We start from the raw sequence: 16,897 nt of genomic DNA on the forward strand, positions 1-16,897 counted from the left end.
ATATTCGGTGAGCTTGTGCGCTTACTTATAGGCTGGCTTTGAAGTCAGCTTCCATCGAAACGGTAGAGATAACTATATGATCTGCTTAGTTTTGATGTTATCTATATCGACAACGAGAAGAGTTTATGGAAGCAACAGTGTCAACAACTAAAAAGCAAAGCAACTTTGTGCCTATGGCCATTGTCGCGACCCTGTTTTTTATTCTAGGGTTCGCAACATGGCTCAATGGCTCATTGATGCCCTACCTCCAACAAATTTTGAAGCTGACGCCGTTTCAGGCCTCGCTTATTCTATTTTCTTTCTATATCGCGGTCACTTTTACGGCTGTGCCCTCAGCACTAGTGATCAAGAAAATTGGCTATAAAAATGGCATGGCACTGGGTATGGCAACTATGATGGTCGCGGGGTTCTTATACATTCCGGCCGCCAAAACCCAAGTGTTTGCATTATTCTTATTTGCCCAATTGGTGATGGGGATAGGGCAAACCTTGCTGCAAACAGCCGTTAACCCTTATGTCGTGCGCATTGGCCCTGAAGAGTCAGCGGCAGCACGTGTCAGTATCATGGGCATTTTAAATAAAGGTGCAGGGGTATTTGCGCCTATGGTGTTTACCGCATTGATTATTAGCAACTTCACCGGTTTAGTGGGCAAAGAGCTCAGCCAAGATGATATTGATGCCATGGCTAACAGCTTAGTATGGCCTTATATTGGCATGGCATTATTTATCGGTGCGTTGGCGTTAGCTGTTAAATATTCTCCGCTGCCTGAGTTGGTCGATGATGAAGAGCAAGCAGGTGGTAAAGGTCAGGTTAAAGCCGCATTAGCGCACCCGAACTTGGCTCTGGGCGTGATGGCCTTGTTCTTGTACGTCGCAGTTGAGGTGATCGCCGGTGATACTATTGGCTCTTATGCACTTGCTCTTGGCGTGGAAAACTACGGGGTGATGACCTCTTATACTATGGTGTGCATGGTGGCGGGTTATATTCTCGGGATTATTCTTATTCCGCGCGTTATTTCCCAGCAAGCCGCACTCAGTGGCTCAGCAATTCTCGGCTTTGCCTTGGTGATTGGTATTACTACCGTGAGTCGCGACTCTACAGTGTTAGCGCAAGCATTGTTAGTGCCTTTTGGTGGGCCTGCACTACCAGACACGGTACTGATGCTCGCTTTGTGTGGTCTAGCTAATGCTGTGGTATGGCCAGCAATTTGGCCACTGGCATTATCGGGCTTAGGCAAACTGACTAGCGTTGGCTCAGGCCTATTAGTAATGGGGATTGCTGGTGGGGCGTTCGGCCCAGTGTTTTTGAGTTTAGCAACCGGTTCAACAATTTCCGCAGAAGGACAGCAAAATGCGTATTGGGTGATGTTACCTAGCTATGTATTTTTCCTGTTCTATGCCCTCAAAGGTCACAAAATGACCTCTTGGAAGTAACTAATTTCTATTCCATTAGAAATATTCCCGTGTGTGAATGCCAGCCATGTGCTGGCATTTTTTATATTGGTAGGCTCGGCGTTACAGTAGCAACGTTCTTAGTTGGCACAGCGACTTTACCTCATAGGTTGGGGTCATATGCGCAGGGGCCTGTTTCTCATGGCGATTTAGCCAGCAAGTATCGATGCCCGCATTGATGCCGCCAACAATGTCCGATTCCAGCGTATCGCCAACCATCAGTATCTGCTCTTTTGGTGGGTGACCCATTAGCGCGAAGGCATGATCAAATACCGCCATATGAGGTTTGGCATAGCCGACTTGCTCAGAAATAACCAACCACTCAAAAGCGCCTTTTAAGCCGGTTTTTTCTAATCGGGCGCTTTGTAGTTCAGTAAAACCGTTGGTGATAATGCCCAGCTTCGCTTTACCTTGTAGCGCGTTAAGCAGCTCGATTGCACCGGGCAGGGGTTGGCAAATTTCTGCCATCGCTTCCATAAATCGTAAGTTTAGCTCTCGAGCACTCACGCCTAGGCGCTCGGACCATTGCTCGAAACGGCGTTCCTGTAACTGCTGCGCTGTGATGGTGTTGTCCTGATATGCCACCCATAATGGCCGATTTACGGCTTCGAAGGTGCGGTAATCAGCGTCGGCAAAGTCCACTTCATAGCGAGCAAACATGTGTGTTAAGCCCGCTTTAGCATCAAAGTGGAACAGGGTTTCATCGGCATCAAAAAGAATCCAAGGGTAGCGCATAATTAACGTGTACTCGCAAATAACTCACTGTGATTAAAAGGCGCCATTGCCAGTAACAAGGCCTGTTGATAACTGCTTTGACGGGTGGCATGGCCTTGCGTTAACAAGCCAATAGCACCGCCTTGCTGTTTAATATTCTTGGTTGCAAAAGCCTCATCCATCACATTGCCAAGCTCTTGTCCTTGCTCTAGTTTTTGGTATAAGTGCTTTGGCAGGGGCAAATTGCAGCTACGTCCGACACTGTGCTCGTCGCCATGAGCGATAACTACAAAGGCAAAAGTGGCCGCCCCGTAGTCGAATTGCGCGGCGCCGCCTTCCATAGCCATGTAATAATCACCTTGATAATGCGCTTGGCAATAACGAATGCGGTTGTGCGCACCTTGCAGGGTTTGCGCCTCACCTAAAGGTTGATCGGCAACGCCTGAGGGAGCGTCCACACCTTGGCAAATAATGTCTCTATCCGGAAAGTAGGTGGCAAGGGCGGCTTTGGCGGCATTGATCTTTACTGGGTTTTTAGAGCCCACAATCAGCGTAATGGGTTTGTCGCTGTGGCATTCAAGCATGTGTCGTCCTTATTGTGCTGTTTGCCCAAAGTGTAGCATGCTCAATTGGCATTAAATATCAGTAGTGACTCTCCAGCTTCCAAACGGGCTTGATATTCATTTTGTTGCCACCCCAGAGTGGCTAATACTTGGCTTTCAATGCTGGACCAATTATTAATGCTACGAAAGCGTTTGTGGGTATGAGCAATGTTTTCTGCCACCTTTAAAATCGCGTAGTACAAGCGCTCTTCTTCACTGCTTTGGTGCTCGCCTAAAAAGTCTAAATCATGATGGCGAAGCACGGTATTGCACAACACTTTCGGTAAATGCCAAGAATGGGCCATATAAAAACCAAGGATGGCGTGATTACAGGGATAGCGTTTATCTTCGAGCTGAGTCAACGATGCATGGACGTTGTCGTTGGCTTCGTTTAGTACGTTCACGTAATCAGGGTAATTCATCGCCATCACCGGAATGCCGATATCATGAAATAACCCCAATGTTTGTAAATTATCAGCAGGCAAGCTTCGCGTTAAGCTTTGGCCTATGTAAACGCATAAGCGTGAGATCTCGGTTGAGGTATCCCAGAACCGCGCCAGGGAAATGCAGCACCCTTGTTGCCGAAATACTTGTTTGAGCAAATAGCGGGAGACAATATGGCTAATAGTATTGAGGCCTAAGAGAATCACCGCGTAGTTAATATCGGTGATTTCCTTTTCTTTACCAAAATTGGGTGAATTTACCACGCGAAGCACGGTGGCTGACATCGCCACGTCGGTGGCAATAAGCTCACTAACAACATCAATACTGGGATCGTTGCGGTTTAACTCCGCTTGCAGCTGCTCTAATGCGGCGGGCTTAACAGGCAGCTTAAATCCAGCTTCTAGCTGTGACAGTAATGTTTCGTCAATACCTTGCATTGCCTCTCCCAAAGTTAGTTGGCGCGCATCAAAAAAGGATGCAGCCGTGCTGAGCCTCTAGGGTTTAGTTGTGATACACCAAGTACAGCCACCATCACGCCTAAGTTTAGCGTAAATTCACGGTCGTGACCCGAAAAGTCGTGCACTTGCAACGTGTTATCACCACAGTGGTGTAGGGAGTAGGGCTGTGAGCAAAGGAAGTGGTGCACTGCAGGGCAGCGCACCAAGAACATTCGATAAGGGTTTAGAACTGATAGCGCACTGAGGCTTTGAAGTTGCGTGGCGCGCCGTAGCGGTATTGATCGTAGAAACCTATTTGATTGTAGTAGCGTTTATCAAAGAGATTATCGAGGTTAATGCTGAGCGTAAGTTGCTCAGAGACAGCATAACGAGCCATGATATTGGCGATACCGTAGCCACCTTGACCTACTTCTACTGGGCCGGTCACTGGGTTGGAAACTTCATCAAAGGTTTCGCTTTGCCAGTTAATGCCACCACCGAGGGTTAAGCCAGCTAGGGCGCCAGAAAAATCATAGGTAGAAAAGAATTTAATCTGATCTTCTGGGTTGGTTGAGTTTAATATCTCGCCTTCTGGTGTTTCGCCCTCGGCATGAGTATAACCCAGATACACTTGCCAATTTTCGGTGATAGCACCGTTAAGTTCGAGCTCTACGCCTTTAGTGCGAGTGCCGTCAATGCCTTTATAAATACGCTGCGTGGTGCCTGGAATGGTTTCGCCAGTGTATTCACCCACATTATCTTGGTCGATTTGAAAGGCTGAAAAAGCGACATCGAGCTTGTCGTTGAATAAGGTGGCTTTAATACCCAACTCGAGGTTTTCCCCTTGCACCGGGTCAAGATATTGGCCTTGTTCGCCAATTAAGCTTTGTGGTGAGAAAATATCAGCGCTGTTGGTATAAACAACCCAGTTATCGGTGAGCGCGTAAGACAACCCTAAATAGTAAGTGAGTTCGTCGTTTAGTGAGTAATCGTGCGCCCGGCCGAAATTATCGGTATCGGTTTGCCATTGATTTAAGCGCACACCGCTAATTACCGACAATGATGCCGTTGGTTTCAACTGTGCAGCCACATAGGCTGACTGTTGCTCGGTCTTACCATACGAGCCGTAAGCGGCGGTGTCAGCCCACTGCGGCGCAGGGAATGCATAATCATCTTGGCGAAAATCACCGACCTGGGTTGGGGCGTTGATTGCCGGGTAGTAAGGCGTGGCAAATTCTTGCTTTTGCTGATTCCAACCCACAAGCAGCTGATGCGATTGGCCTAGCCAGTCAAACTGACCCAGTAGCTCGATGTCGCCTGTGTGCTGCGTTCGTTCGGCGTCAATAAAGTTGACTGAGCCGGGGATCATGCCCTCATTGCTTTCCTGGTCGGGGTTTCCGCGCACCCACCACACATCGTACTCTAAGTCGTTATCGCCATATATATAGCTGGCTGAGAGTTGCCAATGCGAATTGAAGTGATGCTCAAACGTCACCACCGAATTAAGCGCTTGGGTTTTTGATGATGACCAAGGTTGTGCCGTTGAGGTGCCACGGTCGTATTGCGTGCGGCTGCCATCACTATAAAATATCGGCATCCCTCCAGACATGGTTCCTTCTGGGTCGGTATATTGATAGTCAGCACTCACTCGTAATAAGCTGGCGCGACCAATATCGGTTTCAACTGCGCCGTATAAAGTGGTTTGGCTCTGTGCAAAGCGCGATTGGAAAGATTCACGGTCGCTGTAGGCAGCAACAACTCGACCACGAACTCGCCCTTGTTGGCTCAGTGCTCCAGAGGCATCAACGGTTGCTCGTTGGTAGTCCCATGAGCCCAGTGAAGCAGAGACATTAACTTGAGCGACCTCGGTTGGGCGTTTGCGGATAAGGTTGATAGCCGCAGAAGGGTTACCGGCTCCTAACATTAATCCAGTGGCACCGCGTACCACATCAACGCGTTCATAAATTGCTGTATCGGTTAAGTTATCTCCGTAGTTGAAGCGGGTGTCGTAGGTGGTTGCAATACCATCGTATAAAATACTGTTGACGCCAATACCGCGCGCTCGAATGGAAAACTTGCCATTATCCGCCTCGCGAATACTGATCCCGGTGACAGCACCAATCGCCTCAACTGGGCTGGTCAGCTGTTGGTCTTGCATACGCTGTTGGTTAATAGCAATGGCAGATTGTGGGGTATCAAGGTGGTTCAAATCCAGCCCGGTGGCGGAATTTAAAGACTCAACGCGATAGTCTCTGTTATTGAGTTTTTGTCCGGTTACAGTGAGGACCTCGATATGACGAGTATCGTCTTTAGCGCTGGCTAAGGCGCAATTGATGGAGCTGAGCGAAAGTAAAAGACTTAAAAAAGGTAGGGAAAATCTAAAAGAGCACATAAAATAAATCCGTTATTTTGATGAATAAAGAAGCGCTTACAGGGTTATGAAACTGCTAGACGCTTTGGAACTGAATTAGATACGCGAGCCATTATAAAGAAAGGTAAATAAATGTAAATCATTATCATTTAATGTTTTGCCTATGACGCCGGAGGATAAATGAAAGTATTTCTAAGTGTTAGTTGCGCCCTGCTGTGTGCTTTGTTGATGGTAACGCCCCTGCAAGCTCAGCAGGTACAGCAAGGGGCGATGAGTGGCGAGCAATTGCTAAGTGACTATCCCGCTTTTCAACAGCATTACCAAGACTACCAACCCACAGAGCAAGACTTACAAGCAATGGCTAAGTTAGCTGGTAAGGAGTTAGTGGTGTTGTTAGGCACCTGGTGTCACGACAGTGAGCAGGAAGTCCCTAAACTGCTTAAATTGCTAAAGCACAGCGAAGTTGAGCTCGCCCAGGTGTCGTTCATTGCCGTGGACTACCAAAAGCAGGATAAGGCGGGTGTAGCACAACGTTTTAATCTTAAGTACACACCCACGTTTATTGTTCTAGATGAGGGGCAAGAAATTCACCGTGTGGTTGAAAAGCCCAACAAATCGCTAGCAGCCGACCTTACGCGGTTTTAAGTCATTGCGCAGTGAGCACAAGCCAATATAGATAAGTTTTAAAGCCACTTGGCTAGTGCGTAATTAGGGAAGTTGTCATAACTGATCTAAAGCAAACAAGCAAAGCGGCGCTGAGTCTGTTGATTCAAGGCGCAGACTATAGTGGTTTTGGTGATTATTAATTTGGCTCCGTTGAGCCTGACAGCTACGGTTGTAGCTCCTCTTGACGTGTTGAGGGCAGTTGGGAGACGCCCGTTTTCTTGTTTGCTCATGAAGAGCTGATTCATATTTAAATTAATACATCGATCACTGATTGCAAGAGGCTAATTTACCTGGTGGATGCCTTTCTCTCTTCTGGCCTTTTGATTCTTCGGTTGGGTAATAGGGCTCAAGGCATCATGAGCAGCGGCCTTGAACGGGACGACTCTATGAGTCGTCCCTACCTCTTCGAGTAGGTACGACTTGCTCATAAGAGAACTGGAAATTGCTGTTTAAAGAGTTGCGGTGCAGAATATGGAAGAATTTAACAAGGAGGTTTTATGCCAGAAAAAGATAGTCGCCATTTTTTTAACCTAACAAATATCGCGGCGGTAGTTTCTCTCTCCGTGCCGCTCCTATACATAATCGGTCACTTGTATTTCCAAGGGTACTTGAGTGTTTACAACCAGTCGGTTGATTCGCTGTCTTTGCCATTTGAGTCGATTTTGATGAAATCGTTTTACGTAACTTCTGGCGCGGTGATTAACTTGTTGGAGGCAGCATTTGGGAGTTTCAAAAGTTTACTTATTTGGGGAGGCTTTTTATTCCTTTACTCCGCTGTGCTGATGTACCTAGAAAAGCATTCTGATAGTGTGAAGAAAAAAATAGCTGAGAAAAAGCAGCACTTCAGAGGCAGTAGACTCTTTAGGTATGCATTCCTACCAACTGTGGTAGCTTTATTGGCAGTAGGTATTCCGGTGTTTGTTGCAGCCGTACTTTTTGTATTATTTGCATTTATTTGGAGTAGCCACTCCTATGGTGCAAAGTTTGCTAAAGAAGAGATAGCTGATTTTGCTTATTGTAATGCAGAGCAAAAGGCTGTGTGTACAACTGTGCATGAACCGAGTGGTCAAAGTACTCAAGGAGTATTGATAGCATCTACCGACAAGTTTGTTGCGCTATATACAGGCCAAAAGGTGGTTCTAATCAGCAATCAGAATTTGAAGATTGAAACCCAACCTAAAAAATAACTATACAGCAAAGTAGCACAGAGGTAGCACCGAAGGGATGCGGTTAGTAGTTAATAACGTGAAATAGTAGTAAAAATGGTGGCCCCACCTGGACTCGAACCAGGGACCTAACGATTATGAGTCGTGCGCTCTAACCAACTGAGCTATAGGGCCATTTTGTGTTTTATAGTGAAGTCAGAGTAAACACATCCATGATGATAGTCACTCGGCTCGGTCATCCACGACCTCGCGTTCTTCACTTTCGAAGTGATGTTAAATCACTTCTCAAAGCCTTTGGCTTACGTTCATCACCTAAGCTATAGGGCCATTTGCGTGCCACTGATAAAGATATCAGTATCCTGACAAGCGCCGAGCAGTATAAAAACTTTTGTGGGCCTTGTCACTAGCTGTGGGGTGATTATTTTGCCGCTCGAAATCAATCGCTTACTAATTAACCTAAGGGCGTAGCTTGAGCTGTAACCTCGCAAACGACTTGCTCTGAACTTTTAAGGTAGTGGGTGAGTGCGCGCTACTTACAAAAAGCGATTTAGGGTTTGCAGGCACAAAAAAAGCCGACGTAGGTCGGCTTTGGCTTTGCTTAACATTTAGCTCTATAGGCCAAGTTTCTTCTCTAAATAGTGGATATTAGTGCCACCATTTTTGAAGTTCTCGTCCGATAAAATCAGTTTATGAAGCTCGGTATTGGTTTTAATGCCGTCGATAACCAACTCGTTGAGCGCGTTGCGCGAGCGAGCAATGGCAACGTCACGGTTCTCACCGTAACAAATAAGCTTACCAATCATTGAGTCATAATGTGGCGGTACAGTGTAGTCCGCATAAATATGGCTATCCCAGCGAATACCCAAACCACCGGCTGGGTGGAAGCGGGTGATCTTACCTGGTGATGGGATAAAGGTTTTTGGGTCTTCCGCATTAATACGGCACTCAATAGCGTGACCACGGATTTGCACATCTTCCTGAGTGATTGATAATGGCTGACCAGCAGCAATTTTTAACTGCTCTTTAATTAGGTCAATACCTGTTACCATTTCTGTTACAGGGTGTTCTACCTGAATACGGGTATTCATCTCGATAAAGTAGAACTCACCGTTTTCATATAGGAATTCGAAGGTGCCCGCGCCGCGATAACCAATTTCGATACACGCGCGAGTACAGCGATCGCCAATGTACTTACGCATTTCTGCGGTGATACCTGGTGCAGGTGCTTCTTCAACTACTTTTTGGTGGCGGCGTTGCATCGAGCAATCACGCTCACCTAGGTGAATTGCGTTGCCTTGGCCGTCTGCCAATACTTGCACTTCGATATGGCGTGGGTTTTCTAGGAATTTCTCCATATAAACCATGCCATTACCAAAGAACTGCTTGGCTTCTTGCTGAGTAAGGGCGATGGAGTCGACCAGCTCTTTCTCGCTGCGTACGACGCGCATACCACGGCCACCGCCGCCGCCAGCGGCTTTGATGATCACTGGGTAACCGATGCGCTTAGCAATTTGCATATTACGTTCGGTGTCGTTAGTGAGCGGACCATCAGAACCGGGTACACAAGGAACGCCGGCTTTACGCATCGCTTCAATGGCCGATACTTTGTCACCCATAAGACGAATGGTGTCGCCTTTAGGACCAATAAATACGAAGCCACTTTGCTCAACTTGGTCGGCAAAATCAGCGTTTTCCGATAGGAAGCCATAACCTGGGTGAATAGCGACTGCATCGGTGACTTCCGCCGCAGCAATAATGCGGGGAATATCTAAGTAGCTTTCGGTAGCAGGTGGCTTACCAATACAAATAGTTTCATCTGCAAGGAGCACGTGTTTCAGGTCACGGTCGGCGGTAGAATGCACGGCAACCGTTTTTATACCTAGCTCTTTACAGGCGCGCAGAACACGAAGTGCAATTTCACCTCGGTTTGCGATAACAACTTTATCTAACATAGTTAGTGCCTTGTTTGAGTTGCGCGATTATTCGATGATGAAAAGAGGTTGGTCGAACTCAACAGGCTCGCCATTTTCAACCAAGATTGCTTTAACCGTACCGGCTTTGTCAGCTTCAATCTGGTTCATCATCTTCATCGCTTCAACGATGCACAAAGTATCGCCTACGTTAACTTTACTACCTACCTCAACATAAGCAGCGGCTTCTGGTGAAGAGGCCGCGTAGAATGTACCAACCATAGGTGAGGTTACTTCATGGCCGCTAGGGCGAGCAGGTGCATCGCTCGCTGCTGGTGCATCACTGGCTGGAGCTGCAGCTGGGGCTGCAGGAGCAGGAGCCGCTTGTGGCGCCAAGGCGTAATGCTGTGGCATCGCTGGAGCTTGGCTATGACGGTTAATACGTACCGACTCTTCACCTTCGGTGATCTCAAGCTCAGCAATGCCAGACTCTTCAACTAGTTCAATTAATTTCTTTATTTTGCGAATGTCCATGAAAAACCCGCCTGTTAGTTAGTTTTTAATTCGAATTCTGCAACCGGTTGACCGCTGCTTGAAGCGCGAAGTGGTAACCCATTGCACCAAAACCGCAGATAACCCCTTGTGCCACGTCAGAAAAGTAAGAGTGGTGACGGAAGGGTTCGCGTTGATGAATGTTGCTGAGGTGAACTTCAAAGAAGGGAATATCAACACTGAGTAGAGCGTCACGCAGAGCCACACTGGTGTGGGTGAATGCGGCAGGGTTTATAATAATGCTATCAAATTGCTGCCACGCGTCGTGAATGTGCTCTATTAATGCTGCTTCGCTGTTACTTTGAAAGTGCGCCAACTCAACATTTAAGGCCGCTGCTGCATCATTTAGTTCACCGGTGATCTGCGCCAGTGTTTTTACGCCATATTTATCCGGCTCACGCTTACCTAACATGTTTAGGTTAGGACCGTTAATAACTAAAACCTTAAACTTTGCAGCCATAATGCGACTAAAATCCTTTATCGTGTGAGTTTTAAGTGATTGTACAAATAATAGTATTTAACTTAAGGGCAAAAGTAGCAAATAGCAAACTTTTCTCACGTTTGCCGACTATTATAGAGAGTTCGACGTAAATAGCAGCAAAATACTGGTCTAATGACCTTGTTAACCAGGTTTGGTTAGGTGGGGTTTACTAGTGCGGGGAAAGTGAGCAGGGTGATGAGGCTCACCCTGCATTAATCAGTAAAAAGGATTACTGTGCTGCGTCACGCACCGCTTGTAGGTGGGAAGCAAATTCATCTGCCCCCATAAAACCGGTGACTCTCAGCTCAGGTAATTCTTCGTTGCTGTTATCGAAAAACAAAATACTTGGCAGACCAAAAACGGTGTAGTGCTCCATTAATTCAATGGTGGTGTCGTTACTTTCGGTGAGGTCGACCTGTACTAAGGTGAAATGCTCAAACTGCTGTTGCACGTTGTCTTTCGGGAATGTGTACTTCTCAAACTCTTTACATGCCACACACCACTCGGCATAGAGATCAACCATCACCAAGCCATCGGTTTGAGCAATCAAGGTTTCCAGTTCTGCTAGATTAGCGACATGTACAAATTCACCATGCTTTTCGTTAGAGGAAACTGTCGCAGCCGTGCTGTTACTCTGTGGCTTAGGCCAAATGTAGTTTTGTACCAGCATTAAGCCACCAACAAACAGCAGCATGGCAAAACTCCATAGAATCGTTTTTCCTTTCCCTTGGTTTTGCCCGCTTTGCCAATAATGTAAGTAGATAGCGGTAGCAATTGCCAACAAGCCGGCCATGAGCAGGATCACCTCGAAAGGTAAAATACGCTCTAATAAGATAAGTGGCACAAACAACATTAAGAAGCCAAACAAGGTTTTTACTTGCTCCATCCAGCCACCGGCCTTGGGGAGTAATTTCCCGCCCGAGGTGCCTAATAGCAGCAGCGGTAGGCCCATACCTAGGCTTAAGGCATACAAGGTCAAGCCACCAACCACAAAATCGCCGCTTTGAGCCACATAAAGTAGCGCTGCAGAAAGTGGTGCGGTGGTGCACGGCGAGGCAATCAGGCCGCTGAGCACGCCCATCAAGAATACGCCGGTGTAGTTTCCGCCTTTTTGCTTATTACTGACTTCTGTTAAGCGGCTCATCAAACTTTGGGGTAAACGAATCTCGTACAGCCCAAACATCGATAGCGCCAGCAATACAAACAGTAAACTAAAGCTGATTAAGACATAGGGGTGCTGTAAATAGCCTTGAATATGCCCGCCGAAATAGGCAACCACTAAACCTAGTAACGCATAGGTCACGGCCATGCCCTGCACATAAACAAACGACAGGCTAAAGGCTTTTTTCGTAGAGAGATTTTTCTGCCCAGCGATTAAGCTAGAAAGAATCGGGAACATGGGGAACACGCAAGGTGTAAACGCCAGGCCGATACCGACAACAAAAAAGAATACTAAATTAGTGACCAAGCTTTGGCTGGCTAAACGCTCAGTGAGTGATTGTTCACCCTCATCATTGGTGGCTTTGTTAGCCGGGACCGCGGTGGTTGGCGCACCGGTAGTCGCCGTGCTGGCAGCAAGGGCCGTAAGCGGAATTTCCACCACTTCAGGGGGGTAGCAAAGGCCTGCTTCGGCGCAGCCCTGATAACGTACTTTGACACTGGCATTATCACCCACATCACTGAGTTTGGAAATAATACTCACACTATCAAAATAGACCTCAGTGCGACCGAAAAACTCGTCTTCAATCATGTCCCCTTGGGGAAGGTCACTGGGTGGAGTGATGGTGGCGCCCTTACCGACAAACTCTAACTTATGTTTGTAGAGATAATAACCTGGCTCAATATCCCACCCTACAAATAAGGTATCGCCTTGTTGGTCAAAGTCGAGCTTAAATGCCTGCTCGACGGGGAGAAAAGTGCTTTTAGAGGGCTCTAATAAGCTATTTAAAACGGAGTTGTTCGCCCAACTTAGCGAGCTAAACGCTAAGGTGAGCAAAAACAGCACATAACGCATTAATTTAATACCTCATCCATCCAATTAAAATACGCCAGGTTTCCGGTGGCCACATCAACAACCTGAATTTCAGGCACTTCATAACTATGTAGCTGTTTAATGGTTTGGATCACCTGGTTCATTTTCTCAGACTTGGTTTTAATTAGCAGTTTGGTCTCGTTTTCGCTGGCCACTTCTCCTTGCCACATGTAGATTGACTCTACTTCGGGAAGAATGTTGACACAGGCGGCGAGTTTTAACTGCACCAATTGTTCTGCCATCGCGCGTGCTTCTTGTTTATTTGCACAAGTTGTAAAGATAAGCCGGTAGTGAGTAGTCATACTGAACCTTTTTGTGAGTCCCGTTTCTAACCCCCATACTAGCTGATAGCAAGGGCAAAGCCCATAGAGCGACAACAGATGACTTGAAATCTGACCTTATCAACCTCAATTCTATTTCATCGACTTTTATGAGAGCCGTTATGTTCAGAGCACTTTTTTTACTATTTATCATTGTTCCAATCATCGAAATCGCGCTATTGATTCAATTAAGCGAGGTGATTGGCGGCGTTGCCACCATTGCCTTAATTATCGTTACCGCGATTTTGGGCGCTAAGCTGGTGAAGCAACAAGGCGTTGGCGCAATGCGTGAGGCGCAGGTGCAAATGGCACAAGGGCAAATGCCGGCAAAACAAATGTTTACTGGTATCTGTGTCATCATTGCTGGCGTTCTGTTGTTGACGCCCGGTATAGTGACCGACGTATTCGGCTTCTTATTACTGACTCCCGCAGTGCGCAATAAAATGGCCGCAACCTTTGCTTCTCAGGCGCAAGTGCGCATGAGCCAAGGTATGGGGCAAAGCACCTTCAGTGCTGAATTTCACAGCCATCAACAGCATCAACATAGTGAGCGTCGCGAAGAGCACACCACCATCGAAGGTGAATATGAACGAAAAGAGTAAAAAATTTTAATTTTTACTCTTGGGTTTTAAAACCTCGACCCCCATTAGATATGGCAACTAAATTTTAATGACTTTTCTGTAGTTGTTCAGAAACTGTTAGGAGAAACAAACAAATGAACATTCGTCCTTTACATGATCGCGTGATCGTTAAGCGTCTAGAAGAAGAAGCCAAGTCTGCTGGCGGTATCGTGCTGACTGGTTCTGCGGCTGAAAAATCATCGCGAGGTGAAGTAGTTGCAGTAGGTAATGGCCGGGTATTGGATAGCGGCGAAGTACGCGCATTGGAAGTCAAAGCGGGCGACACTGTGTTGTTCGGCTCTTACGTTGAGAAGACTGAAAAAATCGACGGTCAAGAGTACCTAATTATGCGTGAAGACAACATCCTAGGTATCGTGAGCTAACTCACCCCTTGATGTTGACACACTTGGTTTAAACAGAATTTAGAGGAAAGAAACAATGGCAGCAAAAGAAGTACGTTTTGCAAATGACGCCCGCACTAAAATGCTTAAAGGCGTAAATGTATTAGCAGATGCAGTAAAAGTAACTTTAGGTCCTAAAGGCCGTAACGTTGTTCTAGATAAGTCTTTTGGCTCACCCACAATCACTAAAGATGGTGTTTCTGTAGCGAAAGAAATTGAGCTTGAAGACAAGTTCGAGAACATGGGCGCGCAGATGGTTAAAGAAGTAGCCTCAAAAGCGAATGACGCTGCCGGTGACGGTACCACTACTGCAACCGTACTAGCACAGTCAATTGTTAACGAAGGCCTTAAAGCTGTTGCTGCGGGTATGAACCCAATGGACCTTAAGCGCGGTATCGACAAAGCCGTTACCGCTGCAGTAGAGGAATTGAAAACCCTTTCTGTGCCTTGTGCAGATAACAAAGCCATTGCTCAGGTGGGTACTATCTCAGCCAACTCTGACAAAGAGATTGGTGAAATCATTGCTGAAGCAATGGAAAAAGTAGGCCGTGAGTCTGGTGTTATCACTGTTGAAGAAGGTCAATCACTACAGAATGAACTGGATGTTGTTGAAGGTATGCAGTTCGACCGTGGTTACCTTTCTCCTTACTTCATCAACAACTCAGAAAAAGGTGTTGTTGAACTAGATAACCCACACATCCTATTGGTTGACAAAAAAGTATCAAACATCCGTGAGCTTCTACCTACCCTAGAAGCGGTAGCGAAAACTAGCAAGCCATTGCTGATTGTTGCTGAAGACCTAGAAGGTGAGGCACTGGCAACATTGGTTGTTAACAACATGCGTGGCATCGTTAAAGTCGCTGCGGTTAAAGCGCCTGGTTTTGGTGATCGTCGTAAAGCGATGCTACAAGACATCGCCATCCTAACCGGTGGTACAGTGATTTCTGAAGAAATCGGTCTTGAGCTTGAAAAAGCGACACTAGAAGACTTAGGTACAGCGAAGCGCGTAGTAATCACCAAAGATGACACCACCATTATTGATGGTGCTGGTGAGCAAGAAGCGATTGATGGCCGTGTGGGTCAAATCAAAGCGCAAATCGAAGAAGCGACGTCTGACTACGATAAAGAGAAACTACAAGAGCGCATGGCGAAACTAGCTGGCGGTGTTGCGGTAATCAAAGTCGGCGCTGCGACCGAAGTTGAAATGAAAGAGAAGAAAGACCGCGTAGAAGATGCGTTACACGCAACGCGTGCTGCGGTTGAAGAGGGTGTTGTACCTGGTGGTGGTGTAGCGCTGGTTCGTGTAGCAACTAAGATTGCTTCACTTACCGCTGACAACGAAGACCAAAACCATGGTATCAACGTAGCCCTACGCGCTATGGAAGCGCCACTTCGCCAAATCGTTTCTAACGCTGGTGATGAAGCATCAGTGGTTGTCAACGCAGTCAAAGGTGGCGAAGGTAACTACGGTTACAACGCGGCAACAGGCGAGTACAGCGACATGCTAGAGATGGGTATCCTTGACCCAACGAAAGTAACACGCTCTGCATTGCAGTTCGCAGCTTCGGTAGCCGGTCTAATGATCACCACAGAAGCGATGGTTGCTGAACTACCTAAAGAAGACGCACCAGCCGCACCAGATATGGGTGGCATGGGCGGAATGGGTGGCATGGGCGGCATGATGTAATCATCCCTCAAGCTATCTCGCTTTATAAAAACCCAGCTTCGGCTGGGTTTTTTCATGGCTGCTGAATTTTCATCCCTAACTTGACCCTGACAGCAATATTTGTGCTTCTGGCGCTCAGGAAGAGGGCTGAAGGCGGCAACGATTATTGGCTCAGTAACCTTTATTGTTGGGCGCTCAAGGAGTAGCGAACGTTAGACTCAAGCAATAAAAAGTCGCTGCTGCTAAATGAGAGATTCGACGAGGCAAACTGTAAAACTCAGAGGGGTGAGTTGCTGGGCGTTGACTCGATTGGGTACACAGGCTACAAATAGTTATTAATGATTACTAATTGTTACGAACTTGGCGGTGTTTTAGTAATCAAACAACACAACAAGCGGTCTATAGTAGATAGACGTACGCAATTGGAGAGTATGATGAAATCACTGAGCTACAGTTTGGCAATCGCGGCCTTAGTTACATCCCTTAGTAGCTATGCTGGCGAAGCAAAAATCAAATGGCATGACTTAGACGACTACACCGATGCGCGTCCAGCTAATGAAGTAAAAGGACCGTTTCACAAGCGACTGGTTAAAAACTTTAATAAGCACTTTAGTAGAGAAGCAGAAAATCTGCCTGAAGGGTATGTGTTTAACGCTGAGATCACTAACCTCGATTTGGCCGGCGATGTGCGCTTTGGGATGAATGAGATCCGCGTGATTAAACCTATTTACATGCCTAAGATTAACTTTACCTACTCGGTCACCGATGCCGAGGGTAAGGTGGTCAGTGAAGGGGAAGCGGATTTAAAAGACATGCAGTTTATGGATCGCATTCGCTCACCTCGAGCCAACGAAGCCAACTATTATGATTTTCGCTTGATAAGCTCGTGGTTTGAGAAAACCTTGTTGCCTGAGCTGGGTATCGAGCCGAAGAAAGCCTATCGCTAGCGACTAGCACTATTTAATTAAGGCAAAGTTAGGCGCCCAATGGGCGCTTTTTCTTTTTGATCTTAACTTGATCTTTTTTATTTCAGAATGTACATTCTTAAAAACGCTAAGCAGAGA

Annotated in this window: 16 protein-coding genes and 1 tRNA gene; 7 read left to right on the top strand and 10 right to left on the bottom strand. The window is 46.7% G+C overall.

Features of this window, described 5'->3' with window-relative positions:
- Positions 1 to 125: 125 nt before the first annotated feature.
- Positions 126 to 1,433: a sugar MFS transporter gene (locus tag EXT46_RS14640; RefSeq protein WP_130148137.1), complete on the top strand. Its 1,308-nt coding sequence runs from the start codon at positions 126 to 128 to the stop codon at positions 1,431 to 1,433.
- Between the two features lie 81 nt (positions 1,434 to 1,514).
- Here EXT46_RS14640 and yjjG read toward each other — a convergent pair whose 3' ends face one another.
- From yjjG to EXT46_RS14660, 4 genes are all read right to left on the bottom strand, one after another.
- The gene (yjjG, locus tag EXT46_RS14645) at positions 1,515 to 2,186 is read right to left on the bottom strand and encodes a pyrimidine 5'-nucleotidase (RefSeq protein ID WP_130148139.1); all 672 of its coding nucleotides are present in this window, start codon (positions 2,184 to 2,186) and stop codon (positions 1,515 to 1,517) included.
- A 2-nt stretch (positions 2,187 to 2,188) separates the two neighbouring features.
- Complete coding sequence (gene yjjX / locus EXT46_RS14650) at positions 2,189 to 2,749, bottom strand: inosine/xanthosine triphosphatase (RefSeq protein WP_130148141.1); 561 nt, start codon at positions 2,747 to 2,749, stop codon at positions 2,189 to 2,191.
- 41 nt (positions 2,750 to 2,790) lie between these two features.
- Positions 2,791 to 3,648: an HDOD domain-containing protein gene (locus EXT46_RS14655; protein ID WP_130148143.1), complete on the bottom strand. Its 858-nt coding sequence runs from the start codon at positions 3,646 to 3,648 to the stop codon at positions 2,791 to 2,793.
- 244 nt (positions 3,649 to 3,892) lie between these two features.
- Positions 3,893 to 6,040 (bottom strand): TonB-dependent siderophore receptor, encoded by a 2,148-nt coding sequence (locus EXT46_RS14660; RefSeq protein ID WP_130148145.1) that lies wholly within the window; start codon positions 6,038 to 6,040, stop codon positions 3,893 to 3,895.
- Between the two features lie 159 nt (positions 6,041 to 6,199).
- On the opposite strand from EXT46_RS14660, the gene EXT46_RS14665 reads away from it, so the two are divergent.
- Positions 6,200 to 6,664 carry a thioredoxin domain-containing protein gene (locus tag EXT46_RS14665; protein ID WP_130148147.1) on the top strand — a complete coding sequence of 155 codons (465 nt, stop codon included), beginning with the start codon at positions 6,200 to 6,202 and terminating at the stop codon, positions 6,662 to 6,664.
- A gap of 518 nt (positions 6,665 to 7,182) precedes the next feature.
- Entirely contained in the window at positions 7,183 to 7,872 is a 690-nt protein-coding gene (locus tag EXT46_RS14670) for a hypothetical protein (RefSeq protein ID WP_130148149.1), read from the top strand.
- Between the two features lie 76 nt (positions 7,873 to 7,948).
- Here the strand turns inward: EXT46_RS14670 and EXT46_RS14675 are convergent.
- The 6 genes from EXT46_RS14675 to cutA all read right to left on the bottom strand — a co-directional run bounded on the left by EXT46_RS14675 (position 7,949) and on the right by cutA (position 13,128).
- Positions 7,949 to 8,025: transfer RNA gene (locus EXT46_RS14675), tRNA-Ile, on the bottom strand.
- A gap of 437 nt (positions 8,026 to 8,462) precedes the next feature.
- The gene (gene accC, locus EXT46_RS14680; protein ID WP_022946050.1) at positions 8,463 to 9,803 is read right to left on the bottom strand and encodes an acetyl-CoA carboxylase biotin carboxylase subunit; all 1,341 of its coding nucleotides are present in this window, start codon (positions 9,801 to 9,803) and stop codon (positions 8,463 to 8,465) included.
- A gap of 27 nt (positions 9,804 to 9,830) precedes the next feature.
- Positions 9,831 to 10,295: an acetyl-CoA carboxylase biotin carboxyl carrier protein gene (accB, locus tag EXT46_RS14685; protein WP_045980407.1), complete on the bottom strand. Its 465-nt coding sequence runs from the start codon at positions 10,293 to 10,295 to the stop codon at positions 9,831 to 9,833.
- Positions 10,296 to 10,320: 25 nt separating this feature from the next.
- Positions 10,321 to 10,773: a type II 3-dehydroquinate dehydratase gene (gene aroQ / locus EXT46_RS14690; RefSeq protein WP_053910140.1), complete on the bottom strand. Its 453-nt coding sequence runs from the start codon at positions 10,771 to 10,773 to the stop codon at positions 10,321 to 10,323.
- Between the two features lie 250 nt (positions 10,774 to 11,023).
- Positions 11,024 to 12,808, bottom strand: a complete 1,785-nt coding sequence (locus tag EXT46_RS14695; protein ID WP_053910139.1) for a protein-disulfide reductase DsbD — start codon at positions 12,806 to 12,808, stop codon at positions 11,024 to 11,026.
- Positions 12,808 to 13,128, bottom strand: a complete 321-nt coding sequence (gene cutA, locus EXT46_RS14700; protein WP_022945974.1) for a divalent-cation tolerance protein CutA — start codon at positions 13,126 to 13,128, stop codon at positions 12,808 to 12,810. Before cutA ends, EXT46_RS14695 begins: the two co-directional genes overlap by 1 nt.
- Before the next feature lie 140 nt (positions 13,129 to 13,268).
- Between cutA and EXT46_RS14705 the strand changes: the two genes are divergently transcribed.
- From EXT46_RS14705 to EXT46_RS14720, 4 genes are all read left to right on the top strand, one after another.
- Entirely contained in the window at positions 13,269 to 13,748 is a 480-nt protein-coding gene (locus tag EXT46_RS14705; RefSeq protein ID WP_022945975.1) for an FxsA family protein, read from the top strand.
- A 113-nt stretch (positions 13,749 to 13,861) separates the two neighbouring features.
- Positions 13,862 to 14,149, top strand: a complete 288-nt coding sequence (locus EXT46_RS14710; RefSeq protein ID WP_130148151.1) for a co-chaperone GroES — start codon at positions 13,862 to 13,864, stop codon at positions 14,147 to 14,149.
- A 55-nt stretch (positions 14,150 to 14,204) separates the two neighbouring features.
- Positions 14,205 to 15,854, top strand: coding sequence for a chaperonin GroEL (gene groL, locus EXT46_RS14715; protein WP_053910138.1), 1,650 nt, complete (start codon positions 14,205 to 14,207; stop codon positions 15,852 to 15,854).
- Between the two features lie 410 nt (positions 15,855 to 16,264).
- Complete coding sequence (locus tag EXT46_RS14720) at positions 16,265 to 16,780, top strand: DUF3016 domain-containing protein (RefSeq protein ID WP_231658040.1); 516 nt, start codon at positions 16,265 to 16,267, stop codon at positions 16,778 to 16,780.
- Positions 16,781 to 16,897: the final 117 nt, after the last annotated feature.

The sequence above is a fragment of the Pseudoalteromonas sp. CO325X genome (genome assembly GCF_004208955.1).
Taxonomy (GTDB): domain Bacteria; phylum Pseudomonadota; class Gammaproteobacteria; order Enterobacterales; family Alteromonadaceae; genus Pseudoalteromonas; species Pseudoalteromonas ruthenica.

Coding starts and splice junctions, on each gene's coding strand:
- groL (WP_053910138.1), top strand. CDS start 14,205: ATGGCAGCAAAAGAAGTACGTTTTGCAAATGACGCCCGCACTAAAATG.
- yjjX (WP_130148141.1), bottom strand. CDS start 2,749: ATGCTTGAATGCCACAGCGACAAACCCATTACGCTGATTGTGGGCTCT.
- accC (WP_022946050.1), bottom strand. CDS start 9,803: ATGTTAGATAAAGTTGTTATCGCAAACCGAGGTGAAATTGCACTTCGT.
- accB (WP_045980407.1), bottom strand. CDS start 10,295: ATGGACATTCGCAAAATAAAGAAATTAATTGAACTAGTTGAAGAGTCT.
- yjjG (WP_130148139.1), bottom strand. CDS start 2,186: ATGCGCTACCCTTGGATTCTTTTTGATGCCGATGAAACCCTGTTCCAC.
- EXT46_RS14660 (WP_130148145.1), bottom strand. CDS start 6,040: ATGTGCTCTTTTAGATTTTCCCTACCTTTTTTAAGTCTTTTACTTTCG.
- EXT46_RS14710 (WP_130148151.1), top strand. CDS start 13,862: ATGAACATTCGTCCTTTACATGATCGCGTGATCGTTAAGCGTCTAGAA.
- cutA (WP_022945974.1), bottom strand. CDS start 13,128: ATGACTACTCACTACCGGCTTATCTTTACAACTTGTGCAAATAAACAA.
- aroQ (WP_053910140.1), bottom strand. CDS start 10,773: ATGGCTGCAAAGTTTAAGGTTTTAGTTATTAACGGTCCTAACCTAAAC.
- EXT46_RS14670 (WP_130148149.1), top strand. CDS start 7,183: ATGCCAGAAAAAGATAGTCGCCATTTTTTTAACCTAACAAATATCGCG.
- EXT46_RS14695 (WP_053910139.1), bottom strand. CDS start 12,808: ATGCGTTATGTGCTGTTTTTGCTCACCTTAGCGTTTAGCTCGCTAAGT.
- EXT46_RS14640 (WP_130148137.1), top strand. CDS start 126: ATGGAAGCAACAGTGTCAACAACTAAAAAGCAAAGCAACTTTGTGCCT.
- EXT46_RS14720 (WP_231658040.1), top strand. CDS start 16,265: ATGATGAAATCACTGAGCTACAGTTTGGCAATCGCGGCCTTAGTTACA.
- EXT46_RS14665 (WP_130148147.1), top strand. CDS start 6,200: ATGAAAGTATTTCTAAGTGTTAGTTGCGCCCTGCTGTGTGCTTTGTTG.
- EXT46_RS14655 (WP_130148143.1), bottom strand. CDS start 3,648: ATGCAAGGTATTGACGAAACATTACTGTCACAGCTAGAAGCTGGATTT.
- EXT46_RS14705 (WP_022945975.1), top strand. CDS start 13,269: ATGTTCAGAGCACTTTTTTTACTATTTATCATTGTTCCAATCATCGAA.